Here is a 20,108-nt window from a genome sequence, read left to right as displayed (position 1 = left end):
CAGCGCTCAGGAGCGCTTTTTCAGGCCGGTGATTAAAAATCTGCAGCTACAAAACCCTGTCCGAGACGCCCGAGCCCCAAATCTCAGGCAAAAAAAAGCCGCTCCAGGAAGAGCGGCGTCGTGAATGGTTTGGCTAAAAGCTACTTACCGATGCAGAAACTCGAGAAAATCCGCCCCAGCAGGTCATCCGAACTGAACGCGCCCGTGATTTCCCCCAGCGCGTGCTGGGCCTGGCGCAGGTCCTCAGCCAACAACTCTCCGGCCCCCGCCAAGGTCAATTGCGCACGACCGTGCTCCAGATGAGCACTGGCCTGGCGCAGGGCATCGAGGTGCCGCCGGCGTGCGCTGAAGCCACTCTCTGCAGTCTGTTCATAACCCATGCAGGCTTTGAGGTGATCGCGTAACAGCAGCAAGCCCTGATCGTCACCTTTGGCGCTCAAGGTGATGGTTACATGACCGTCATCGCACTGTTCCAGCCCTACGGGTTCGCCGCTGAGGTCGGCTTTGTTGCGAATCAGTGTGACCTTGCCCGGATCAGGCCTTTGATCAAGAAACTCCGGCCACAGGGCGAACGGATCACTGGCCTCAGGGGCGGTGGAGTCGACCACCAACAACACTCTGTCGGCTTCGCCTATGGCCTTGAGTGCGCGCTCGACGCCTATCTTTTCCACATGGTCGTCGGTGTCGCGCAAACCGGCCGTATCGACGACGTGCAGCGGCATGCCATCGATGTGGATATGTTCACGCAGGATATCCCGCGTCGTACCTGCGATGTCGGTGACGATTGCCGCCTCACGACCGGCCAGTTGATTCAGCAGGCTCGATTTGCCTGCATTCGGCCTGCCGGCGATCACCACCGTCATGCCGTCACGAAGCAGCGCACCCTGCCCGGCCTCACGCTGCACTGTGGACAACTCGGCACGCACTGAGTCGAGCATCGACAGGACGTGGCCATCGGCAAGAAAGTCGATTTCCTCCTCGGGGAAGTCGATCGCTGCCTCGACATAGATCCGCAGCGCGATCAGTGCTTCAGTCAGGCTGTGCACACGTTTGGAGAACTCCCCTTGCAACGAGCGCAGGGCGTTGCGTGCTGCCTGGCTGGAGCTGGCTTCGATCAGGTCGGCAATCGCTTCGGCCTGGGCCAGGTCGAGCTTGTCGTTGAGAAACGCCCGCTCACTGAACTCACCCGGGCGGGCCAAGCGGCAACCCACCTGCACGCAGCGTTGCAACAGCATGTCCAGTACGACCGGGCCACCATGCCCCTGCAATTCGAGCACGTCCTCACCGGTGAACGAGTTGGGTCCGGGGAAGAACAGTGCAATACCTTCATCCAGCACCAGCCCTTCCTGGTCGCGAAATGGGCCGTAATGGGCATGGCGCGGTGTCAGTGTGCGGCCGGTTATGAGCTGGCCAGCCTTGGCCGCCAATGGGCCGGACAGCCTGACAATACCCACCCCTCCACGTCCTTGTGCGGTTGCGATGGCAGCGATGGTTTCACGCACAGTGTTCATGCTCGAAAGCCTCTACGACAAAAACGACAGATAGCAAAAACGCCCCCGAGGGGGCGTTTTTATTCACAGGCTAGCGCAGTAGCCCGTCAAGCAGCAGCTTTTTTGGTCGCTGCTTCAATACGGCGGGTGATGTACCACTGCTGCGAAATCGACAGGCAGTTGTTCACAACCCAGTACAGCACCAGGCCAGCCGGGAACCACAGGAAGAAGAAGGTGAAGATGATCGGCATCATTTTCATCACCTTGGCCTGCATCGGATCCGGCGGCGTCGGGTTCAGGCGCTGCTGGATGAACATGGTAGCGCCCATGATGATCGGCAGGATGAAGAACGGATCCTTGATCGACAGGTCGGTGATCCACAGCATCCATGGGGCCTGGCGCATCTCGACGCTTTCCAGCAGCACCCAGTACAGGGCCAGGAACACCGGCATCTGTACCAGGATCGGCAAGCATCCACCCAGTGGGTTGATCTTCTCTTTCTTGTACAGCTCCATCATCGCCTGGGACATCTTCTGGCGATCGTCACCGAAGCGTTCCTTCAGTGCGGCGAGCTTCGGCGCCACGGCACGCATGCGCGCCATCGAGCGGTAGCTGGCGGCCGACAGCGGGAAGAACAGGCCCTTGATGAGCATGGTCAGGACAATGATCGACCAGCCCCAGTTACCCAGCAGGCTGTGGATATGTTGCAGCAACCAGAAGATCGGCTGGGCAATGAACCACAGGAAGCCGTAATCGACGGTCAGTTCCAGGCCTGGGGACAATTCCTTGAGCTTGGACTGGATCTTCGGGCCGGCATACAGCATGGCGCTGGTTTCGGCCTTGCCGCCAGCCGGTACGCTGATGGCCGGGCCGGTGTAGCCGATGATGTAGTTGCCCTGGCTGTCCTTGCGGGTCTGGACGACATTGTTGTCCGACTTGGCAGGGATCCAGGCAGTTACGAAGTAGTGCTGCAGCCAGGCAACCCAGCCGCCAGACACATTTTCTTTCAAACTACCTTTGTCGATGTCCTTCATCGACACTTTCTTGTACGGCTCGCCAGCTGTCCACAGGGCAGCACCCAGGTAAGTGGCGGTACCGGTGGCGGTGCTCGAGGACGGATCACCACTGGCGTCACGCTTGAGCTGGGCAAACATGTTGCCGCTCCAGGCCTGGCCGCTCTGGTTGTCGATCAGGTAGCTGACGGACAGGTCGTACTCACCGCGCTTGAAGCTGAAGCGCTTGATGTAGTTCACACCGTTGTCGCTGAACTTCAAGTCGACCACCAGTTGTTCCTGACCATCAGCCAGCTGGAAGGACTTCTGCTCTGCAGCGTACAGCGGACGGCCGGTGGAGCGCGCATCCGGGCCGTTGGCACCGGTCAGGCCGCTCTGGGCCAGATATACGCGCTCGCCACCGTTGTCGAACAGCTGGAACGGAATGTCCGGATGATCCTGACGACGCGGGTACTTCGGCAGGTTCAGCTGGACGATGTCACCGCCGACTGGATCGATAGCCAGTTCCAGGACATCGGTCTTGACCCGGATGAGATCCTTGCTGAGCGCAACAGGTGCCAGTTCGGCAGGGCTCGACTCGGCGTTGGCGCTCGGTACATCGGCGCTGGCGCCGTTGTTAGCGGCCGGTACGCCATCGGGCAGGCCCGGAGCAACAGTGCTGGCAGCAGTATTCTGAGTCGGCAAGGCAGCCTGGCCGTAGTCATCGTTCCACTTCAGGACCATGACGTAGGACACGATTGCCAGGGCGGCGATCAGGATCGTGCGTTTAATATCCATGATTACTCGGCTATCGAAGAAGTTCGGGAGGAAGGCGCGGGGGGAACGGGATCGAAACCGCCGTCGTTCCACGGATGACAACGCCCCAGGCGACGAACGGTTAGCCACCCGCCACGCAAGAGGCCATGGGTTTCTATGGCTTCCAATGCATAACAGGAGCAACTGGGGTAGAAACGACAGTGGCTGGCCATCAGAGGACTGATGGCGTAACGGTAAAACTGGATCGGAATGAGTGCCAGTTTACGCATCTTGACTGTCTACCCCTGCGGAATCGGCGTTAGCCGCTGGAGTGGGCCGGCTGCGCGCCAGGCGTTTCCAGAGCTTGCCAAAGTGTTGGTGCAATTCCGGGTTTTCTATCTCACCCAATCCCTTGCGCGCGACGATCACTATGTCCAGGCCAGCGAGCATTTGCTGGTGCAGACGGAAGGAATCGCGCATCAAGCGCTTGAGGCGATTGCGTTGAACGGCAAGCTTGACGCTCTTCTTGCCAATCACCAAGCCAAGGCGTGGATGATCGAGACCGTTCTCGCGAGCAAGGATCAGCAGGTTTTTCCCTGGAACCTTGCCGGTTGGGGAGTCGAAGACCGCTTTGAAATGCCGGGGTGTAAGCAGTCGCTTTTCCCGACTGAAGTCCTGACTCACCACCTTTGCCGAAGAATCAAATGGCCAGACGCTTACGGCCTTTGGCACGACGACGCGACAGAACAGCACGGCCGTTCTTGGTAGCCATACGGGCACGGAAGCCGTGGGTGCGAGCGCGCTTGATGGTGCTTGGTTGGAAAGTACGTTTCATGGCGTGTTACCTGGTTTGTCGACAACGGGCCGGAATGGCCCCCTTTTTAAGAGATCGGCGATTCTAGAGAAAGCAAGCCAATAGGTCAATTTCCAACCAGCCTTTCCTTATGGAAGGTGCTTTCAGCGATCGAGCGGGGCGGCGTCTGGTCGGGCAGGCAAACGGATGACAAAACTAAAAAAAAGAAGAGACATATAAAAAGCTTTTCTGAATAACTTATAAATCTTAGGTGGATAAGTTTCTGTGGATAACCTTCTGCAGGCCAAAGATTACGGGCTGTACAGCGATCAGAAACATTGTCCACAACCCGTGCTGCGCTTGTGCTGGGCCTGCGTACAGCCTGTGGATGAAAAGGCTCATTATCCACAGGTGAGTTATCAACAGATCTTGACCCTGGGTTGTGCATAGCCCTTATGGTGGGTTATCCACAGAGCTTATTCACAGTCCTTCAGGGTCGTTTTGGTCGCTAAATGGCTGTTTTGCCATGGCTCATAATGTTTCCACATGTGGATAACTGATCGCTTGACCGGTACAATGGCCGTTTGTTTTTGCCTCATCCGGCTTTCAAACTCAGGGGATATCCGTGTCAGTGGAACTTTGGCAGCAGTGCGTGGAGCTTCTGCGCGATGAACTGCCTGCCCAGCAATTCAACACCTGGATCCGTCCGCTACAGGTCGAAGCCGAAGGCGACGAGTTGCGCGTGTATGCGCCTAACCGTTTCGTTCTCGATTGGGTGAATGAAAAGTACCTCGGCCGTCTGCTCGAACTGTTGGGTGAGAACGGTAGCGGCATCGCGCCTGCCCTTTCCTTATTAATAGGTAGCCGTCGCAGCTCCGCACCGCGGGCCGCGCCCAATGCCCCGGTCAGCGCTGCAATGGCTGCGTCCCTTGCGCAGAGCCACGCGCAGCCAGCAGCCGCGCCAGTCATGGCTGTTGCTGACCCGGTCTCGGTGCCCACTGCTGAACCTGCGCAGGCCACCGACATGGCCGAGGCGTCGTCGCGAGGCAGCTATGATTCGATGGCGGACAGCGCTCCGGCACCTGTCGCGCCGGGGCGTACCGAACAGCGCAACGTTCAGGTGGAGGGTGCGCTCAAGCACACCAGTTATCTGAACCGTACGTTCACCTTCGAAACCTTTGTCGAAGGTAAATCGAACCAGTTGGCCCGGGCAGCCGCCTGGCAGGTTGCCGACAACCCGAAGCATGGCTACAACCCACTGTTCCTTTACGGTGGCGTGGGCCTGGGTAAAACGCACTTGATGCATGCTGTGGGTAACCACCTGCTGAAGAAGAACCCGAATGCCAAGGTGGTGTACCTGCATTCCGAGCGCTTCGTCGCGGACATGGTCAAGGCGTTGCAGCTCAACGCGATCAATGAGTTCAAGCGCTTCTACCGTTCGGTCGATGCGCTGCTGATCGACGATATCCAGTTCTTCGCCCGCAAGGAGCGTTCACAGGAGGAGTTTTTCCACACCTTCAACGCATTGCTCGAAGGTGGCCAGCAGGTGATTCTCACCAGTGACCGCTACCCGAAGGAAATCGAAGGTCTGGAAGAGCGACTGAAGTCGCGTTTCGGCTGGGGGCTGACGGTGGCTGTCGAGCCGCCGGAGCTGGAGACCCGCGTGGCGATCCTGATGAAGAAGGCAGACCAGGCCAAGGTCGAGTTGCCGCACGATGCCGCTTTCTTCATCGCTCAGCGTATTCGCTCCAACGTACGTGAGCTTGAAGGGGCATTGAAGCGCGTCATCGCCCACTCGCACTTCATGGGCCGCGACATCACCATCGAGCTGATTCGCGAGTCGCTGAAGGACCTGCTGGCGCTGCAAGACAAGCTGGTGAGTGTGGATAACATTCAGCGCACCGTGGCCGAGTACTACAAGATCAAGATCTCCGATCTGTTGTCCAAGCGCCGTTCGCGCTCTGTAGCGCGCCCGCGTCAGGTGGCCATGGCGTTGTCCAAGGAGCTGACCAACCACAGTCTGCCGGAGATCGGCGACATGTTTGGCGGCCGTGACCACACCACCGTGCTGCACGCTTGCCGCAAGATCAACGAACTGAAGGAATCCGACGCGGACATCCGCGAGGACTACAAGAACCTGCTGCGCACGCTCACCACCTGATGGCCGCCAGCGCAGCTAATTGAAGGCAAGGGACTAGACCATGCATTTCACCATTCAACGCGAAGCCCTGTTGAAACCCCTGCAACTGGTCGCCGGTGTCGTCGAGCGCCGTCAGACCTTGCCGGTCCTGTCCAACGTACTGCTGGTCGTGCAAGGCCAGCAGCTGTCGTTGACCGGTACCGACCTGGAAGTCGAACTGGTAGGCCGCGTCCAACTGGAAGAGCCGGCCGAGCCTGGCGAAATCACTGTCCCGGCGCGCAAGCTGATGGACATCTGCAAAAGCCTGCCGAACGACGTTCTGATCGATATCAAGGTCGACGAACAGAAGCTGTTGGTCAAGGCCGGCCGTAGCCGTTTCACCCTGTCGACCCTGCCTGCCAACGACTTCCCTACTGTGGAAGAAGGCCCAGGTTCGCTGACCTGCAACCTTGAGCAGAGCAAACTGCGTCGTTTGATCGAGCGCACCAGCTTCGCCATGGCTCAGCAGGATGTACGTTACTACCTCAACGGTATGCTGCTCGAAGTGTCGCGTAATACCTTGCGTGCCGTGTCTACCGATGGGCATCGTCTGGCGCTGTGCTCCATGAGCGCAGCCATCGAGCAGGATGAGCGTCATCAGGTCATCGTGCCACGTAAAGGTATCCTCGAGCTGGCGCGCCTGCTCACCGACCCGGAAGGCATGGTCAGCATCGTCCTGGGCCAGCACCACATCCGTGCGAACACAGGCGAGTTCACCTTCACGTCCAAGCTGGTCGATGGCAAGTTCCCTGACTATGAGCGTGTACTGCCCAAGGGTGGTGACAAGCTGGTCATCGGCGATCGTCAGGCCTTGCGTGAAGCGTTCAGCCGTACCGCAATCCTTTCCAACGAGAAGTACCGCGGTATCCGCCTTCAGTTGGCTGCCGGTCAGTTGAAAATCCAGGCAAACAACCCGGAACAGGAAGAGGCGGAAGAAGAGATCAGCGTGGACTATGACGGTGCATCGCTTGAGATTGGCTTCAACGTCAGTTACCTGCTGGACGTATTGGGTGTGATGACAACGGAACAGGTTCGCCTGATTCTCTCCGATTCCAATAGCAGTGCTCTGCTGCAGGAAGCCGGCAATGACGACTCGTCTTACGTTGTCATGCCGATGCGCCTGTAACCTGTAGCAGGCCAAATGTCCCTTCGACGTATCATGGTCACCGCGGTGCGCAACCTGCACCCGGTGACCCTCTCACCCTCCCCCCGCATCAATATCCTCTACGGCGCCAACGGCAGCGGCAAGACCAGTGTGCTGGAAGCTGTGCATTTGCTCGGGTTGGCCAGATCGTTTCGCAGTACCCGACTCAATCCCGTCATTCAGTACGAGCAGGCTGCGTGTACGGTTTTCGGCGAAGTACAGTTGGGCGAAGGCGGCACCAGCAACTTGGGTGTGTCGCGCGAGCGGGCGGGCGACTTCACTATCCGTATCGATGGGCAGAATGCCAAGAGCGCCGCGCAGCTTGCAGAACTACTGCCCCTGCAGCTCATCAACCCAGACAGTTTCAGGTTGCTTGAAGGCGCGCCGAAGATCCGTCGCCAGTTTCTGGATTGGGGAGTGTTCCACGTGGAACCTCGCTTCATGCCAGCTTGGCAGCGTCTGCAGAAGGCGTTGCGGCAGCGGAACTCATGGTTGCGGCATGGTACACTTGACCCAGCTTCGCAAGCCGCCTGGGACCGGGAATTGTGCCTGGCCAGCGCGGAAATAGATGAATACCGTCGCAACTACATCAAGGCCTTGAAGCCCGTCTTCGAGCAAACCCTGAGCGAACTGGTCGAGCTGGACGGGTTGACCCTTAGCTACTACCGAGGCTGGGACAAGGACCGGGAACTCAACGAAGTACTCGCCTCTTCTCTCCTTCGCGATCAGCAGATGGGCCATACCCAGGCCGGTCCGCAGCGTGCTGATCTGCGTCTTCGTCTGGCTGCTAACAACGCAGCCGACATCTTGTCGCGTGGTCAGCAAAAGCTGGTGGTCTGTGCATTGCGCATCGCCCAAGGCCACCTCGTTAGTCAGGCTCGCCGCGGCCACTGTATTTATCTGGTGGATGACTTGCCGTCCGAGTTGGACGACCAGCATCGCCGTGCACTGTGCCGCTTGCTAGAAGAATTACGCTGCCAGGTGTTTATCACCTGTGTAGATCACGAATTACTGAGGGAAGGCTGGCAGACGGAAACGCCAGTTGCTTTGTTCCACGTGGAACAAGGCCGTATCACCCAGACCCACGACCATCGGGAGTGAAGGCATGAGCGAAAATCAAACGTACGACTCTTCAAGCATCAAGGTGCTGAAAGGTTTGGATGCCGTGCGCAAGCGTCCCGGCATGTACATTGGCGACACCGATGACGGTAGCGGCCTGCACCACATGGTCTTCGAAGTGGTCGACAACTCGATCGACGAAGCCCTCGCCGGGCACTGCGATGACATCACCGTCATTATCCACACCGATGAATCCATCAGTGTGCGCGACAACGGTCGCGGCATTCCGGTCGACGTGCATAAAGAAGAAGGCGTTTCTGCAGCCGAGGTCATCATGACCGTGCTGCACGCCGGCGGTAAATTTGATGATAACTCCTACAAAGTTTCCGGCGGCCTGCACGGTGTAGGTGTTTCGGTAGTAAACGCCCTTTCGGAAAAGCTGGTGCTTACCGTTCGCCGTAGCGGCAAGATCTGGGAGCAGACCTACGTTCATGGTGTTCCACAGGCGCCGATGGCCGTTGTGGGCGAAAGCGAAACCACCGGCACCCATATTCATTTCAAGCCTTCGGCTGAGACCTTCAAGAATATTCACTTCAGCTGGGACATCCTGGCCAAGCGTATTCGTGAACTGTCCTTCCTGAACTCTGGCGTTGGCATCCTGCTGAAAGACGAGCGCTCGGGCAAAGAAGAGTTCTTCAAATACGAAGGCGGCCTGCGTGCATTCGTTGAATACCTGAACACCAACAAGACTCCGGTCAACTCCCAGGTGTTCCATTTCAACGTCCAGCGTGAAGATGGCGTGGGTGTTGAAGTTGCCCTGCAGTGGAACGACAGCTTCAACGAAAACCTGCTGTGCTTCACCAACAACATTCCGCAGCGCGATGGCGGTACCCACCTGGTTGGTTTCCGCTCTTCGCTGACCCGTAGCCTGAACAGCTACATCGAGCAGGAAGGCCTGGCCAAGAAGAACAAGGTTTCCACCACCGGTGACGATGCTCGTGAAGGCCTGACCGCGATCATTTCGGTCAAGGTGCCGGATCCGAAGTTCAGTTCGCAGACCAAGGACAAGCTGGTCTCCTCGGAGGTGAAAACCGCCGTGGAACAGGAAATGAACAAATACTTCGCCGACTTCCTGTTGGAAAACCCCAACGAAGCCAAAGCGGTAGTCGGCAAGATGATCGACGCTGCCCGTGCCCGTGAAGCGGCGCGCAAAGCGCGTGAAATGACTCGCCGTAAAGGCGCGCTGGATATCGCGGGCTTGCCGGGCAAACTGGCGGACTGCCAGGAGAAGGACCCTGCCCTTTCCGAACTGTACCTGGTGGAGGGTGACTCCGCAGGTGGCTCGGCCAAGCAAGGTCGTAACCGTCGTACCCAGGCGATCCTGCCGCTGAAGGGCAAGATTCTCAACGTCGAGAAAGCACGCTTCGACAAGATGATCTCCTCCCAGGAAGTGGGCACACTGATCACCGCACTGGGCTGTGGCATCGGCCGCGAAGAGTACAACATCGACAAACTGCGCTATCACAACATCATCATCATGACCGATGCTGACGTTGACGGTTCGCACATCCGTACCCTGCTGCTGACCTTCTTCTTCCGTCAGCTGCCAGAGCTGGTCGAGCGTGGCTACATCTACATTGCCCAGCCACCGCTGTACAAGGTGAAGAAAGGCAAGCAGGAGCAGTACATCAAGGACGACGAGGCCATGGAAGAATACATGACCCAGTCGGCCCTCGAAGATGCCAGCCTGCACCTGGATGAGTCTGCGCCGGCCGTTTCCGGCGTTCAGCTGGAGGTTTTGGTCAACGAGTTCCGTGGTGTGATGAAGACCCTCAAGCGTTTGTCTCGCTTGTACCCGGAAGAGTTGACCGAGCACTTCATCTACCTGCCGGAAGTTACCCTGGAGCAATTGGGCGACCATGCCGTCATGGAGAACTGGTTGGCCAAACTGCAGGAGCGCCTGAGCAACAGCCAGAAGTCTGGCCTGATGTACAAGGCCACCCTGCGCGAGGACAAGGAGCGCAATGTGTGGCTGCCTGAAGTGGAAATCACCTCGCACGGCCTGGCCAGCTACATCACCTTCAACCGCGATTTCTTCGGCAGCAACGACTATCGCACGGTGGTCAACATTGGCTCCAAGTTGTCGAGCCTGCTGGGTGAAGGTGCTTACGTACAGCGCGGTGAGCGTCGCAAGGCGATCGTCGAGTTCAAGGAAGGCCTGGATTGGCTGATGAACGAGACCACCAAGCGTCACACCATCCAGCGATACAAAGGGCTGGGTGAGATGAACCCGGACCAGTTGTGGGAAACCACCATGGACCCAACTGTACGTCGCATGCTCAAGGTCACCATCGAAGACGCGATTGCCGCCGATCAGATCTTCAACACCTTGATGGGTGACGCGGTTGAGCCTCGCCGCGACTTCATCGAAAGCAACGCGCTGTCGGTTTCTAACCTGGACTTCTGATCAGGTTGTTCTTACCAAAAAGCCCGCGCAAGCGGGCTTTTTGGTTTGGGCTGTCATTCAATCGTCCTGAGCTTCACGTGCACTGACCTCAGCTGATCTTTTTCATGCGCGAGTGTAAGTGACGCCTCTGCACGCATGACAAGCTGCTCCCCATGCCTGATGCAACTCTGCTTGAAAAGCGCGGGGTTTATCTGGGCCAGGCTGACAAGTGCCTTGAGCAACCGAAGGTCGATTTCTAGAAGAGCGGCGCCGTCTCTGCTGATAGGGGCAAAAAAATCGTCGAACAAATCATCCACCGTCAACCCTCGCAGGTAGACCCACTCGCAGCTTGTTTCCTGGTCCGGTTCGCAAGCGTGTGCTTTCCCCCAGTACGTCAAAGTTCTAAGGCCCCTGCCAATCACATCGATAGCAGTGCCCGGATCATTGACCGCTGGTGACAACGCGCGGGATGCGATTTCCGATAGCACACATAGCCCAAACCTCGGGTCATGTTCAAAGGTTCTTCGGGTGCCTATGGTCAACGTCGCCAGCGTGTCCTTGAGGCTTTGCTCATCAGGATGCTTGTCACTCAAAGGCACAATGCGAGCGACCGGCATACCGATGTGGACAAAACTACCTGGGAGAACTTCCACATAGATCCGGATCTGTAGCGCGTTGGAAATGGCGCCCAAGGCTTGCACATCGATATGTTGGACGTAGCCAGTCTGGTTGCTGGCAATGGTTTGCGCGGATAGCGGTAGTACAAGGTCTACCGGGTACGCTGAGCCTCCCAGATAGGGCCAGCGAATGCGATGAGCCATGGCCTCTATCGCCGCCTTTTCCACACGGTCAATGGTTTCTCCAACCCGTCCGAGTTTGGAAAGGTGGTCTATCCAGCGCAGCAGTGTGTAAATGATCAGCGTCACGACAGCTAGCGTCACCGCAAAAAGCACGACTCGGCCCTGGCTTCCATAGAGGCCGGTACTCAGGGCAATGATGCCAACCAGGCTGAAGAGAAACGAACCGATGAATGTGGCCAGCGCGTTCTGGGTCGTGGTGTCTTCCATGACCAGCGTTGTGGCACGCGGGGTCACCCCGCTACTTGCGGCCCCGTAGGCGGTGACCATCGTGCTCAATGAGAAGGTGGTCACAGCCAGCATGCTGGAGGCAATGATCCCGAGAATCTTGTCCACTGCATCTGCGCCGATGCGCGCTGGCAAGGTTTGCGGGATGAAGTCTCTGAACAGGATGGCAAGCAATGCAGTCGCCACACCCAGAATGGAGAACAGAGAGGCTCTGAACCAGAGTCGCTTGGTGAGTTGACCCGCTACCCAACGCCAACGCGCAATCATGTGCAGTACCTTCAAGAGACTGATCGAATAGTTAACAGACTAGAAGTTTCAATCCACAACCCAGCAAAAAACCCGCGCAAGCGGGCTTTTTGTTGGCGGCTGGTTTTATACGGCCTTAGTAACCGCTGAGGATGTTTACGATCACCCCGGAAGCAATGGCCACCAGCACGTAGTCGCCGTTGACGTACAACCAACGGTGGTCGCGGGGCGGCGGCGAGAGGTGCCGGGCGCGCCAGTCGGTCACCCAGTAACGGTCATTGCGATAGTGCGGGTCTACCACATGGCCGCGCTTCCATTGCTGGTGAGGTACCGGCATCCCCGGTTGTGGACGGAAGTTCGGATTACGGTAGGACTGAGCCTGGCCGTTGCCGGGTTTGCCATGTTGTTGCGGATGGCCTTGCTGCTTGCTCTGCTGCGGATGACCTTGGCCCTGATGCGAGCGGTCGCCATCGTGCCCTTGAGGCGGGCCGGGCTGGGCGAAGCTGGCCAGTGGTACGCTGAGCATCAAGGTAGCGCAGAGCACAGAGAGGCTTTTTTTCATCGTATGTCGATCCTTTGCATGTTCACGTCCGGCGGGTTTCAACGAGACGCCGATTACGGTTAATGCTTCAGACCGTGATTCGCGATGAGTAATCCCTGGCAAGAGGTAAAGGTCCGGTAAAGAATCGCCAAGCACTAAGCCGGATTCAGCCCCAGCGCTTTCAAGCGCCGATACAGCGTACGTTCACTCATCCCTAAGTGGCGCGCCAGTTCGCTACGCGGGCCCTGAAACTGTTCCAGCGCTTGTGCCAGATCACTCAGGTCGCTGCGAGCGCGCCCCTTGTTCGCACCGGTTGCGATTTGCGGGCCTACATCTTCCGGCAGATGCTCAGGCCGTATCAGCCCATCATCGGCAAACAGCCGCGCCCGTTCCAGGATGTTGCGCAGCTCGCGGATATTGCCTGGGAACGTATGCAGGGCCAATTGTTGAAGCGCAGCGTCAGTAAGGCTCGCGGCAGGTTTGCCTGCCATGCGTTGCAGCAGGCTCTGCGCAAGCAGCGGCAGATCCTCTACGCGTTCGCGCAAGGCAGGCAGGCGGATGGGAAAGCCACTGATGCGGTAATACAGGTCTTCCCGGAACGTACCCTCGGCAACCATCTGCTTGAGCGGTTTGTGTGTTGCAGACACCAGGCGGAAGTCCGCATGCACGGTGCGCAGACTGCCAACCGGGCGCAAGGTGCCGGATTCGATCAGGCGCAGCAATTTGACCTGCATCGCCAGTGGCACCTCACCAATCTCGTCGAGGAACAGCGTGCCGCCGTGGGCCGCTTCTGCCAGGCCGATCTTGCGCTGGTTGGCACCGGTAAAGGCTCCCTTCTCATAGCCGAACAGCTCGCTCTCGAACAGTGACTCGGTCAAGCCGGTGCAGTCGACCACCACCAAAGGGCCATTCGCCCGTGGGCTACCCATATGGATCGCCCGGGCGAAAAGCTCCTTGCCTGTACCGGATTCACCCTGGAGCAATACCGGGATCTGTGCGGGGGCCGCACGTTGCAGGCTGGCCAGTGCCGTTTTGAACGCTGGCGCCCGGCCGACCAGGCCCTGTTGTTGAGGTTGCGCCGAGGCCAGTGTGACCGTGGTCAGGCGTTCTACGAACGCCGCCACCCTGCCCTGCTCATCGAGGATCGGCCGAAGTTCCACATCCACATGCTCAGGCCCGCGCGGGGTGTGATGAATGTGCAGTACCCGTTCCGGCAGCTTGCTGTCCCAGGCCTTGCGCATGGGGCAATGCTCACCGGCCTGGTCGCAAGGCACGGCGTAGTGATGGGAAACCCGGTGGCACTTCTCACCCAGTGGCGCACGGTCGTCACGGCCGAACTGCCGACGATAGGCGGCATTGGCTGCGAGGATGTTGTAGTCGGTGTCCAGCACGATGGTAGGCAACGCATCGTGTTCGAGGTAGGAAACCAGAGCTAGGATGAGGGGATGGGATTCAGGCATGACGGCACCGATTGGATAAGCCGTTGAGGGTAACAAGGACTGCCAAACACTGCCATTGGCTGACAGTCGACTGCCAGCGCAACTGCCACACCGGGCTGTCATGCGCCATCAGGGGCCGATTTCACTGGCCTTGGTACGGGTTAAACCGCTGGCATGCATCTTGATAAACCACCCGTCACTGCCTACGCCTCTAAAAGGCGGGGTGGATTATTTGGAGAACGTGATGATCATCGGCAACAACCTTCAGGTGGAAGCCTTTTTCGACGACGCCACCTCGACCATCAGCTACCTGGTACTGGACCGCGAGACCAACCAGTGTGCGTTGATCGACAGCGTACTGGACTATGACCCCAAGTCAGGCCGCACCTGCACCGAGTCTGCAGACCGTCTGATTGATCGGGTACAGAGCCTGGGCGCCAAGGTGCAGTGGATTCTGGAAACCCATGTACACGCCGACCACCTTTCAGCTGCGGCGTATCTCAAGGAAAAGCTCGGCGGCCACACCGCCATTGGCGCTGAGATAACCAAGGTACAGAAAGTCTTCGGCGACTTGTTCAACGCCGAGCCGGGCTTCGCCCGTGATGGCAGCCAGTTCGATGTGTTGCTCATGGACGAAGAAGGCTTTCGCATAGGTAACCTGCACGCCCGCTCGTTGCACACGCCTGGGCATACCCCCGCTTGCATGAGTTACCTGATAGAGGATGCGGGAGAAAAAGCACTGTTCGTGGGCGACACCCTGTTCATGCCTGATTACGGTACCGCACGCTGTGACTTCCCAGGCGCTGATGCTCGCACCTTGTACCAATCGATCCGCCGCCTGCTGGCCTTCCCTGACCAGACCCTGCTGTTCATGTGCCATGACTACCTGCCGGGCGGGCGTGACATGCGTTATGTCACCACCGTTGCCGAGCAGCGCGCCAGCAACATTCATGTTCACCAGGGCATCGATGAGGACAGCTTTGTCGCCATGCGTGAAGCGCGTGACAAGACCCTCGAGATGCCCGTCCTGATCCTGCCTTCGGTGCAGGTCAACATGCGCAGTGGCCATTTTCCGCAGCCGGAATCCAACGGCGTGAGCTACCTGAAGATCCCGTTGAACAAGCTCTGAGCGCCCTGCCCCATCATTAGAATTCCCAGGATTTACGCCATGCCTGCCTTGTTGTCCCCTGCTAATTCCGACCACCACAAGGTGGTCATCGTCGGTGCCGGCGCTGCCGGCATCGCCACTGCTTCCAGCCTCATCAGCCGCGACCCGTCACTGGATATCGCGGTGATCGACCCTGCCGACGTCCATTACTACCAGCCCGGCTGGACCATGGTCGGTGCGGGTGTGTTCAAGGCACCGAGCACCGCGCGCACCATGGCCTCGACCATCCCCCGTGGCGTGCGCTGGATCAAGGCGCGCGTGCAAGGGTTCGACCCGCTGGGCCAGCTGGTCATGCTCGAAGATGGTCGCACCATCAGCTATGAACAGCTGGTGGTCTGCCCCGGCCTCAAGCTCGATTGGGCTGCCATTGACGGGCTCAGTGATACCCTGGGGCGCAACGGCGTCACCTCGAACTACCGCTACGACCTGGCACCCTACACCTGGGAGCTTGTGCAGAACCTCAAGCAAGGCCGCGCCCTGTTCACTCAGCCGCCCATGCCGATCAAGTGCGCCGGTGCGCCGCAGAAGGCGCTGTACCTGTCCTGCGACCACTGGATGCGCCAGAGGCTGCTGGGCGATATCAAAGCCTGCTTCTTCAATGCCGGCGCAGTGCTGTTCGGTGTTCCCGATTACGTGCCGGCCCTGATGGCCTACATCGACAGGTACGGTGTGGACCTCAATTACAGCCACCGTCTGGCTGCAGTAGATGGCCCGAACAAGCGCGCCACCTTTGTCCGCACCTTTGCCGATGGCAGCACTGAAACCCGCACTGAAGCCTTCGACATGCTGCACGTGGTGCCGCCACAGGTTGCCCCGGACTTCATTCGTCAAAGCCCATTGGCCGATGCCGCTGGCTGGGTCGATGTCGACCCGCATACGCTGCGTCATCGCCAGTTTGCCAATGTCCATGCCCTTGGCGATGTGGCCAGCACCAGCAACGCCAAGACTGCGGCCGCTGCGCGCAAGCAGGCTCCGGTGGTTGCCAACAACGTGCTGGTGGCGCTGGGCGGGCTGGCTAACCTTGCCCAGTACGATGGCTACGGCTCCTGCCCGTTGACGGTCGAGCGCGGCAAGATCGTGCTTGCCGAGTTCACCTATGGCGGTAAGGTTGCGCCGAGCTTCCCGCGCTGGTTGCTGGATGGCCGCCAGCCGACGCGCCTGGCCTGGCTGCTCAAGGCGCGAGTGCTGCCGCCGCTGTACTGGCAAGGCATGCTGAAGGGACGAGAGTGGCTGGCACGGCCGCAACCGCTGGCGGCCGAGGCACCACGGTGATCGAACATCAACTGCTCGGTGCCGGGCTGGGCGCGATCATTGGCGCAGTGCTGGCGCTGACTGGCGCGGGGGGCGGCATCCTGGCGGTGCCGCTGCTGGTGTTTGGCCTTGGTCTGTCGATGGTCGAAGCTGCGCCCATTGGCCTTCTTGCCGTAGGTCTTGCCGCTGCCGTGGGGGCGATCCTCGGCTTGCGCCAAGGGCTGGTGCGTTATCGCGCCGCGCTGTTCATCGCCCTGATCGGCATCGCTGCTGCACCGCTCGGGCTGATGCTCGCCCATCGTCTGCCCGACACACCCTTGGCCTTGGTGTTCGCCGGCGTGCTGGTTTACGCATGCCTGCGCATCTGGCGCAAGGCTGCCAGCGAGCTGCGTGGCGAGGCCAACGACGCGCACCGTTTCATCGAACCGTGCGTGCTCAACCCGCTGCAGGGCCGTTTGCGCTGGACACTGCCCTGCGCGCGGGCGCTGGCCATGACCGGAGCGCTTTCGGGATTGTTGTCCGGCTTGTTGGGGGTGGGGGGTGGCTTCGTGATCATCCCTGCCTTGAACCGCTACACCAACCTGCGTATGAAGAGCATCGTCTCGACCTCGTTGGCGGTGATCGCCCTGGTGTCTACAGGTAGCGTGGTCAGTGCCAGCCTGGCCGGCGTTATGCACTGGCAGGTGGGAGCACCTTTTGCCGTGGGCGCGGTGCTTGGCCTGCTGCTGGCGCGGCCACTGGCGACGCGGCTGGCCGGGCCTCGCCTGCAGCAGCTGTTCTCGGTGGCCGGCTTTGCGGCTGCCCTGCTGCTGGCCGGCAAGGCGCTACTCGGCTAGCAGCTCGGCCTGTTCCTGCGCACACAGCGCCAGCAGGTAATCCCAGACCACCCGCAGGCGTACCGACTTGTGCAACTCACGACGGGTGCATATCCAGTAGCTGCGCTGGATGGTTTCGCTGGGCAGTACGCGCACCAGTGTCGGGTCGTGGCGAGCCATGTAGTTGGGCAGCACGGCGATACCCAGGCCGGCGCGCGCAGCAGTTTGCTGGGCGATTACGCTGGTGCTGCGAAAAGCCACATTGGGCGCCCGGCAGAAGCTGTTGAGAAACAGCAGCTCCTGGCTGAACAGCAGGTCGTCGACGTAGCCGATCCAGCTGTGCCGGGCCAGATCTTCACGGTTGCGTAAAGGTGGCGCGCGGTCCAGGTAAGCCTGGCTGGCATACAGGGCCAGGCGGTAGTCGGTGAGTTTGCGGGTAATCAGCAGGTCGGCACTGGGACGTTCCAGGTGAATGCTGATTTCCGCCTCGCGGTTGAGGATGCTGACAAAGCGAGGCACGGCCACCAGCTCCACTTCCAGGCCCGGATACCGATCGAACAGCGCATTCATGCGTGGGGTGAAGAACATGATGCCGATGCCTTCGGTGACCCCAAGGCGAATCTTGCCCAGCGGTGTGATGGCCTGGGTGATTTCTTCCTGCGCCAGCAACGCGACGTTCTCCATGGCTTCGGCGTGCTTGAGTAGCGCCTGGCCGGAGGGCGTCAATTCGTAGCCCTGCGCGTGTTGCACGAACAGTGGGGTGCCCAGGCTTTTCTCGATGCTCTCGATATGCCGGGCAACCGTGCTATGGGTCGTGTTGAGACGCTTGGCAGCGCTGAGCAGGCGGCCACTGCGCTGCAACTCGAGGAAAAACCGCAGATCATTCCAGTCGAACATGCATCCTTTCCCTGTTTTTCGCTGTGCTAAAACGCACAACGGCTGCGCGAAATCTCGTGTTTCCTCAGCGAAATTAATCAATAAGATGTACGACGACAAGAATAAAAATCAGGCGCGAGGTTGCACATGCCATCAGCCGATTCTGTCTTCGACTACGTTATCGTGGGTGCCGGTCCTGCCGGTTGCCTGCTGGCCAATCGATTGTCCGCCGACCCGTCCCGCCGCGTGTTGCTGCTGGAAGCCGGGGGCCGCGACAATTACCCCTGGATTCACATCCCCGTCGGTTACCTTTACTGCATCGGCAACCCACGCACTGACTGGTGCTTCAAGACCGAGGCGCAAATCGGCCTGGGTGGTCGCAGCCTGGGTTACCCCCGGGGCAAGGTGCTGGGGGGCTGCTCATCGATCAACGGCATGATCTACATGCGTGGCCAGGCTGCGGACTATGACCATTGGGCCGCCCAGGGCAACGACGGTTGGGCCTGGAAGGACGTGCTGCCGCTATTCAAGGCCAGCGAAAATCACTTTGCAGGTGGCAGTGATCACCATGGCGCCACTGGCGAATGGCGGGTGGAACGCCAGCGCTATAGTTGGCCGATCCTCGATGCATTCCGAGATGCCGCCGAGCAGAGCGGTATCGCCAAGGTCGATGACTTCAATACCGGCGACAACCAAGGCTGTGGATATTTTCAGGTCAACCAGCGCAGCGGTGTGCGCTGGAATGCATCCAAGGCTTTTTTACGACCTGTGCATAACCGTTCCAACCTCACCGTGCTGACCGGCGTGCAGGTTGATCAAGTGCTGCTGAACAACACCCGCGCCCGCGCAGTGAGAGCATTTTGGCAAGGTGCCTGGCACGAGTTCGCTGCGCGCCGCGAGATCATCCTGTGTGCAGGGGCGGTGGGTTCGCCCGGCATCCTGCAGCGCTCCGGCATTGGCCCGCGCACGTTGCTGGAAACGCTCGGCATCGGCGTACGGCACGATATGCCCGGTGTCGGTGGCAATCTGCAAGACCACCTGCAATTGCGCCTGATCTACCAGATCCGCAACACCAGAACGCTCAACCAGATGGCCAACAGCCTGTGGGGCAAGATGGGTATGGGCCTGCGTTATCTCTACGACCGCAGCGGCCCGCTGGCCATGGCGCCAAGCCAACTCGGGGCGTTCGTGCGGTCCAGCCCGGAGCAGGCCACCGCCAACCTGCAATATCACGTACAACCCCTGTCGCTGGAACGCTTCGGCGAGCCGTTGCACCGTTTCCCCGCCTTCACCGCTTCGGTGTGCAACCTTCGCCCAGTTAGCCGTGGGCGCATCGATATCCGTAGCTCGGACATGAACAGCGCGCCACTGATTGACCCCAACTACCTCAGTGACCCTGAAGACCTGCGCGTTGCCGCCGACGCCATCCGTATCACACGCCGCATCGTCCAGGCCCCTGCCCTCGCCGCTTTCGATCCGCAGGAATACCTGCCAGGCCCTGCCCTGCAGACCGAGGAAGACCTGTTCGAAGCGGCAGGCAAGATCGGCACCACCATCTTCCATCCGGTCGGGACCTGCCGTATGGGCAGCGGCCCGCTGGACGTTGTGGATAACCAGCTGCGTGTACGCGGCATCCCCGGCCTGCGCGTGGCGGATGCTTCAATCATGCCGCAGATCACCTCCGGCAATACCTGTTCACCCACCCTGATGATCGCCGAGAAGGCGGCCCAACTCATTCTCAAGGGAGCTGCTACCCAGACCTACCTGAACGAAGACGCGTTACCGACGCCCTGACCCGGGTGCGTGCAGTACCGGCGGCTTGCGGTCA

At 59.5% G+C, this 20,108-nt stretch carries 17 protein-coding genes; 8 read left to right on the top strand and 9 right to left on the bottom strand.

What is annotated here, in order from left to right:
- Nucleotides 1-140: 140 nt before the first annotated feature.
- The 5 genes from mnmE to rpmH form a co-directional block, all read right to left on the bottom strand.
- Nucleotides 141-1,511, bottom strand: coding sequence for a tRNA uridine-5-carboxymethylaminomethyl(34) synthesis GTPase MnmE (gene mnmE, locus IWW33_RS11150; RefSeq protein ID WP_115273205.1), 1,371 nt, complete (start codon nucleotides 1,509-1,511; stop codon nucleotides 141-143).
- Between the two features lie 86 nt (nucleotides 1,512-1,597).
- Entirely contained in the window at nucleotides 1,598-3,280 is a 1,683-nt protein-coding gene (yidC, locus tag IWW33_RS11145; protein ID WP_012316956.1) for a membrane protein insertase YidC, read from the bottom strand.
- 2 nt (nucleotides 3,281-3,282) lie between these two features.
- Nucleotides 3,283-3,528 carry a membrane protein insertion efficiency factor YidD gene (gene yidD, locus IWW33_RS11140; protein WP_174141100.1) on the bottom strand — a complete coding sequence of 82 codons (246 nt, stop codon included), beginning with the start codon at nucleotides 3,526-3,528 and terminating at the stop codon, nucleotides 3,283-3,285.
- Nucleotides 3,521-3,925, bottom strand: coding sequence for a ribonuclease P protein component (gene rnpA, locus IWW33_RS11135; RefSeq protein ID WP_080516507.1), 405 nt, complete (start codon nucleotides 3,923-3,925; stop codon nucleotides 3,521-3,523). Before rnpA ends, yidD begins: the two co-directional genes overlap by 8 nt.
- Before the next feature lie 13 nt (nucleotides 3,926-3,938).
- Nucleotides 3,939-4,073 carry a 50S ribosomal protein L34 gene (gene rpmH, locus IWW33_RS11130; RefSeq protein ID WP_003253163.1) on the bottom strand — a complete coding sequence of 45 codons (135 nt, stop codon included), beginning with the start codon at nucleotides 4,071-4,073 and terminating at the stop codon, nucleotides 3,939-3,941.
- Nucleotides 4,074-4,656: 583 nt separating this feature from the next.
- Here rpmH and dnaA point away from each other — a divergent pair.
- The 4 genes from dnaA to gyrB are packed head-to-tail and all read left to right on the top strand — an operon-like array spanning nucleotide 4,657 to nucleotide 10,880.
- On the top strand, nucleotides 4,657-6,192 hold the full coding sequence (gene dnaA, locus IWW33_RS11125; protein WP_046786788.1) for a chromosomal replication initiator protein DnaA: 1,536 nt from the start codon (nucleotides 4,657-4,659) through the stop codon (nucleotides 6,190-6,192).
- Between the two features lie 40 nt (nucleotides 6,193-6,232).
- Entirely contained in the window at nucleotides 6,233-7,336 is a 1,104-nt protein-coding gene (dnaN, locus tag IWW33_RS11120) for a DNA polymerase III subunit beta (RefSeq protein WP_012312006.1), read from the top strand.
- Between the two features lie 15 nt (nucleotides 7,337-7,351).
- Nucleotides 7,352-8,455: a DNA replication/repair protein RecF gene (gene recF / locus IWW33_RS11115; protein WP_115273207.1), complete on the top strand. Its 1,104-nt coding sequence runs from the start codon at nucleotides 7,352-7,354 to the stop codon at nucleotides 8,453-8,455.
- Between the two features lie 4 nt (nucleotides 8,456-8,459).
- On the top strand, nucleotides 8,460-10,880 hold the full coding sequence (gene gyrB / locus IWW33_RS11110; protein ID WP_046786790.1) for a DNA topoisomerase (ATP-hydrolyzing) subunit B: 2,421 nt from the start codon (nucleotides 8,460-8,462) through the stop codon (nucleotides 10,878-10,880).
- Nucleotides 10,881-10,933: 53 nt separating this feature from the next.
- On the opposite strand, the gene IWW33_RS11105 is transcribed toward gyrB, so the two are convergent.
- The 3 genes from IWW33_RS11105 to IWW33_RS11095 all read right to left on the bottom strand — a co-directional run bounded on the left by IWW33_RS11105 (nucleotide 10,934) and on the right by IWW33_RS11095 (nucleotide 14,191).
- A complete protein-coding gene (locus IWW33_RS11105) occupies nucleotides 10,934-12,211 on the bottom strand; it encodes a DUF2254 domain-containing protein (protein ID WP_174141099.1) in 1,278 nt (425 codons plus the stop codon).
- A 115-nt stretch (nucleotides 12,212-12,326) separates the two neighbouring features.
- Complete coding sequence (locus IWW33_RS11100) at nucleotides 12,327-12,752, bottom strand: RcnB family protein (protein ID WP_115273209.1); 426 nt, start codon at nucleotides 12,750-12,752, stop codon at nucleotides 12,327-12,329.
- Between the two features lie 134 nt (nucleotides 12,753-12,886).
- The gene (locus IWW33_RS11095; RefSeq protein WP_174141098.1) at nucleotides 12,887-14,191 is read right to left on the bottom strand and encodes a sigma 54-interacting transcriptional regulator; all 1,305 of its coding nucleotides are present in this window, start codon (nucleotides 14,189-14,191) and stop codon (nucleotides 12,887-12,889) included.
- 223 nt (nucleotides 14,192-14,414) lie between these two features.
- Here IWW33_RS11095 and IWW33_RS11090 point away from each other — a divergent pair, with 223 nt between their 5' ends.
- From IWW33_RS11090 to IWW33_RS11080, 3 genes are read left to right on the top strand one after another with little or no spacing between them, the layout of a single operon-like run.
- Nucleotides 14,415-15,299, top strand: coding sequence for an MBL fold metallo-hydrolase (locus tag IWW33_RS11090; protein WP_046786793.1), 885 nt, complete (start codon nucleotides 14,415-14,417; stop codon nucleotides 15,297-15,299).
- Nucleotides 15,300-15,338: 39 nt separating this feature from the next.
- Entirely contained in the window at nucleotides 15,339-16,610 is a 1,272-nt protein-coding gene (locus IWW33_RS11085; RefSeq protein WP_174141097.1) for an FAD/NAD(P)-binding oxidoreductase, read from the top strand.
- Nucleotides 16,607-17,425 carry a sulfite exporter TauE/SafE family protein gene (locus tag IWW33_RS11080; protein ID WP_119689102.1) on the top strand — a complete coding sequence of 273 codons (819 nt, stop codon included), beginning with the start codon at nucleotides 16,607-16,609 and terminating at the stop codon, nucleotides 17,423-17,425. Before IWW33_RS11085 ends, IWW33_RS11080 begins: the two co-directional genes overlap by 4 nt.
- On the opposite strand, the gene IWW33_RS11075 is transcribed toward IWW33_RS11080, so the two are convergent.
- Nucleotides 17,414-18,301: a LysR family transcriptional regulator gene (locus IWW33_RS11075; protein ID WP_046786796.1), complete on the bottom strand. Its 888-nt coding sequence runs from the start codon at nucleotides 18,299-18,301 to the stop codon at nucleotides 17,414-17,416. The two genes, IWW33_RS11080 and IWW33_RS11075, sit on opposite strands and share 12 nt — an antisense overlap.
- Nucleotides 18,302-18,427: 126 nt before the next feature.
- Here IWW33_RS11075 and IWW33_RS11070 point away from each other — a divergent pair, with 126 nt between their 5' ends.
- Entirely contained in the window at nucleotides 18,428-20,074 is a 1,647-nt protein-coding gene (locus IWW33_RS11070; protein ID WP_174141096.1) for a GMC family oxidoreductase N-terminal domain-containing protein, read from the top strand.
- Nucleotides 20,075-20,108: the final 34 nt, after the last annotated feature.

The sequence above is a fragment of the Pseudomonas sp. M2 genome (assembly GCF_015751845.1).
Lineage (GTDB): Bacteria > Pseudomonadota > Gammaproteobacteria > Pseudomonadales > Pseudomonadaceae > Aquipseudomonas > Aquipseudomonas putida_E.
Note: the sequence above shows the minus strand (reverse complement) of the source record. Positions and strands in the feature narration are given on the sequence as shown.

What these genes read in the sequence shown, in the direction of transcription:
- mnmE (WP_115273205.1), bottom strand. Translation starts at nt 1,511, where the DNA reads ATGAACACTGTGCGTGAAACCATCGCTGCCATCGCAACCGCACAAGGA.
- yidC (WP_012316956.1), bottom strand. Translation starts at nt 3,280, where the DNA reads ATGGATATTAAACGCACGATCCTGATCGCCGCCCTGGCAATCGTGTCC.
- yidD (WP_174141100.1), bottom strand. Translation starts at nt 3,528, where the DNA reads ATGCGTAAACTGGCACTCATTCCGATCCAGTTTTACCGTTACGCCATC.
- rpmH (WP_003253163.1), bottom strand. Translation starts at nt 4,073, where the DNA reads ATGAAACGTACTTTCCAACCAAGCACCATCAAGCGCGCTCGCACCCAC.
- dnaN (WP_012312006.1), top strand. Translation starts at nt 6,233, where the DNA reads ATGCATTTCACCATTCAACGCGAAGCCCTGTTGAAACCCCTGCAACTG.
- recF (WP_115273207.1), top strand. Translation starts at nt 7,352, where the DNA reads ATGTCCCTTCGACGTATCATGGTCACCGCGGTGCGCAACCTGCACCCG.
- gyrB (WP_046786790.1), top strand. Translation starts at nt 8,460, where the DNA reads ATGAGCGAAAATCAAACGTACGACTCTTCAAGCATCAAGGTGCTGAAA.
- IWW33_RS11105 (WP_174141099.1), bottom strand. Translation starts at nt 12,211, where the DNA reads ATGATTGCGCGTTGGCGTTGGGTAGCGGGTCAACTCACCAAGCGACTC.
- IWW33_RS11100 (WP_115273209.1), bottom strand. Translation starts at nt 12,752, where the DNA reads ATGAAAAAAAGCCTCTCTGTGCTCTGCGCTACCTTGATGCTCAGCGTA.
- IWW33_RS11095 (WP_174141098.1), bottom strand. Translation starts at nt 14,191, where the DNA reads ATGCCTGAATCCCATCCCCTCATCCTAGCTCTGGTTTCCTACCTCGAA.
- IWW33_RS11090 (WP_046786793.1), top strand. Translation starts at nt 14,415, where the DNA reads ATGATCATCGGCAACAACCTTCAGGTGGAAGCCTTTTTCGACGACGCC.
- IWW33_RS11085 (WP_174141097.1), top strand. Translation starts at nt 15,339, where the DNA reads ATGCCTGCCTTGTTGTCCCCTGCTAATTCCGACCACCACAAGGTGGTC.
- IWW33_RS11075 (WP_046786796.1), bottom strand. Translation starts at nt 18,301, where the DNA reads ATGTTCGACTGGAATGATCTGCGGTTTTTCCTCGAGTTGCAGCGCAGT.
- IWW33_RS11070 (WP_174141096.1), top strand. Translation starts at nt 18,428, where the DNA reads ATGCCATCAGCCGATTCTGTCTTCGACTACGTTATCGTGGGTGCCGGT.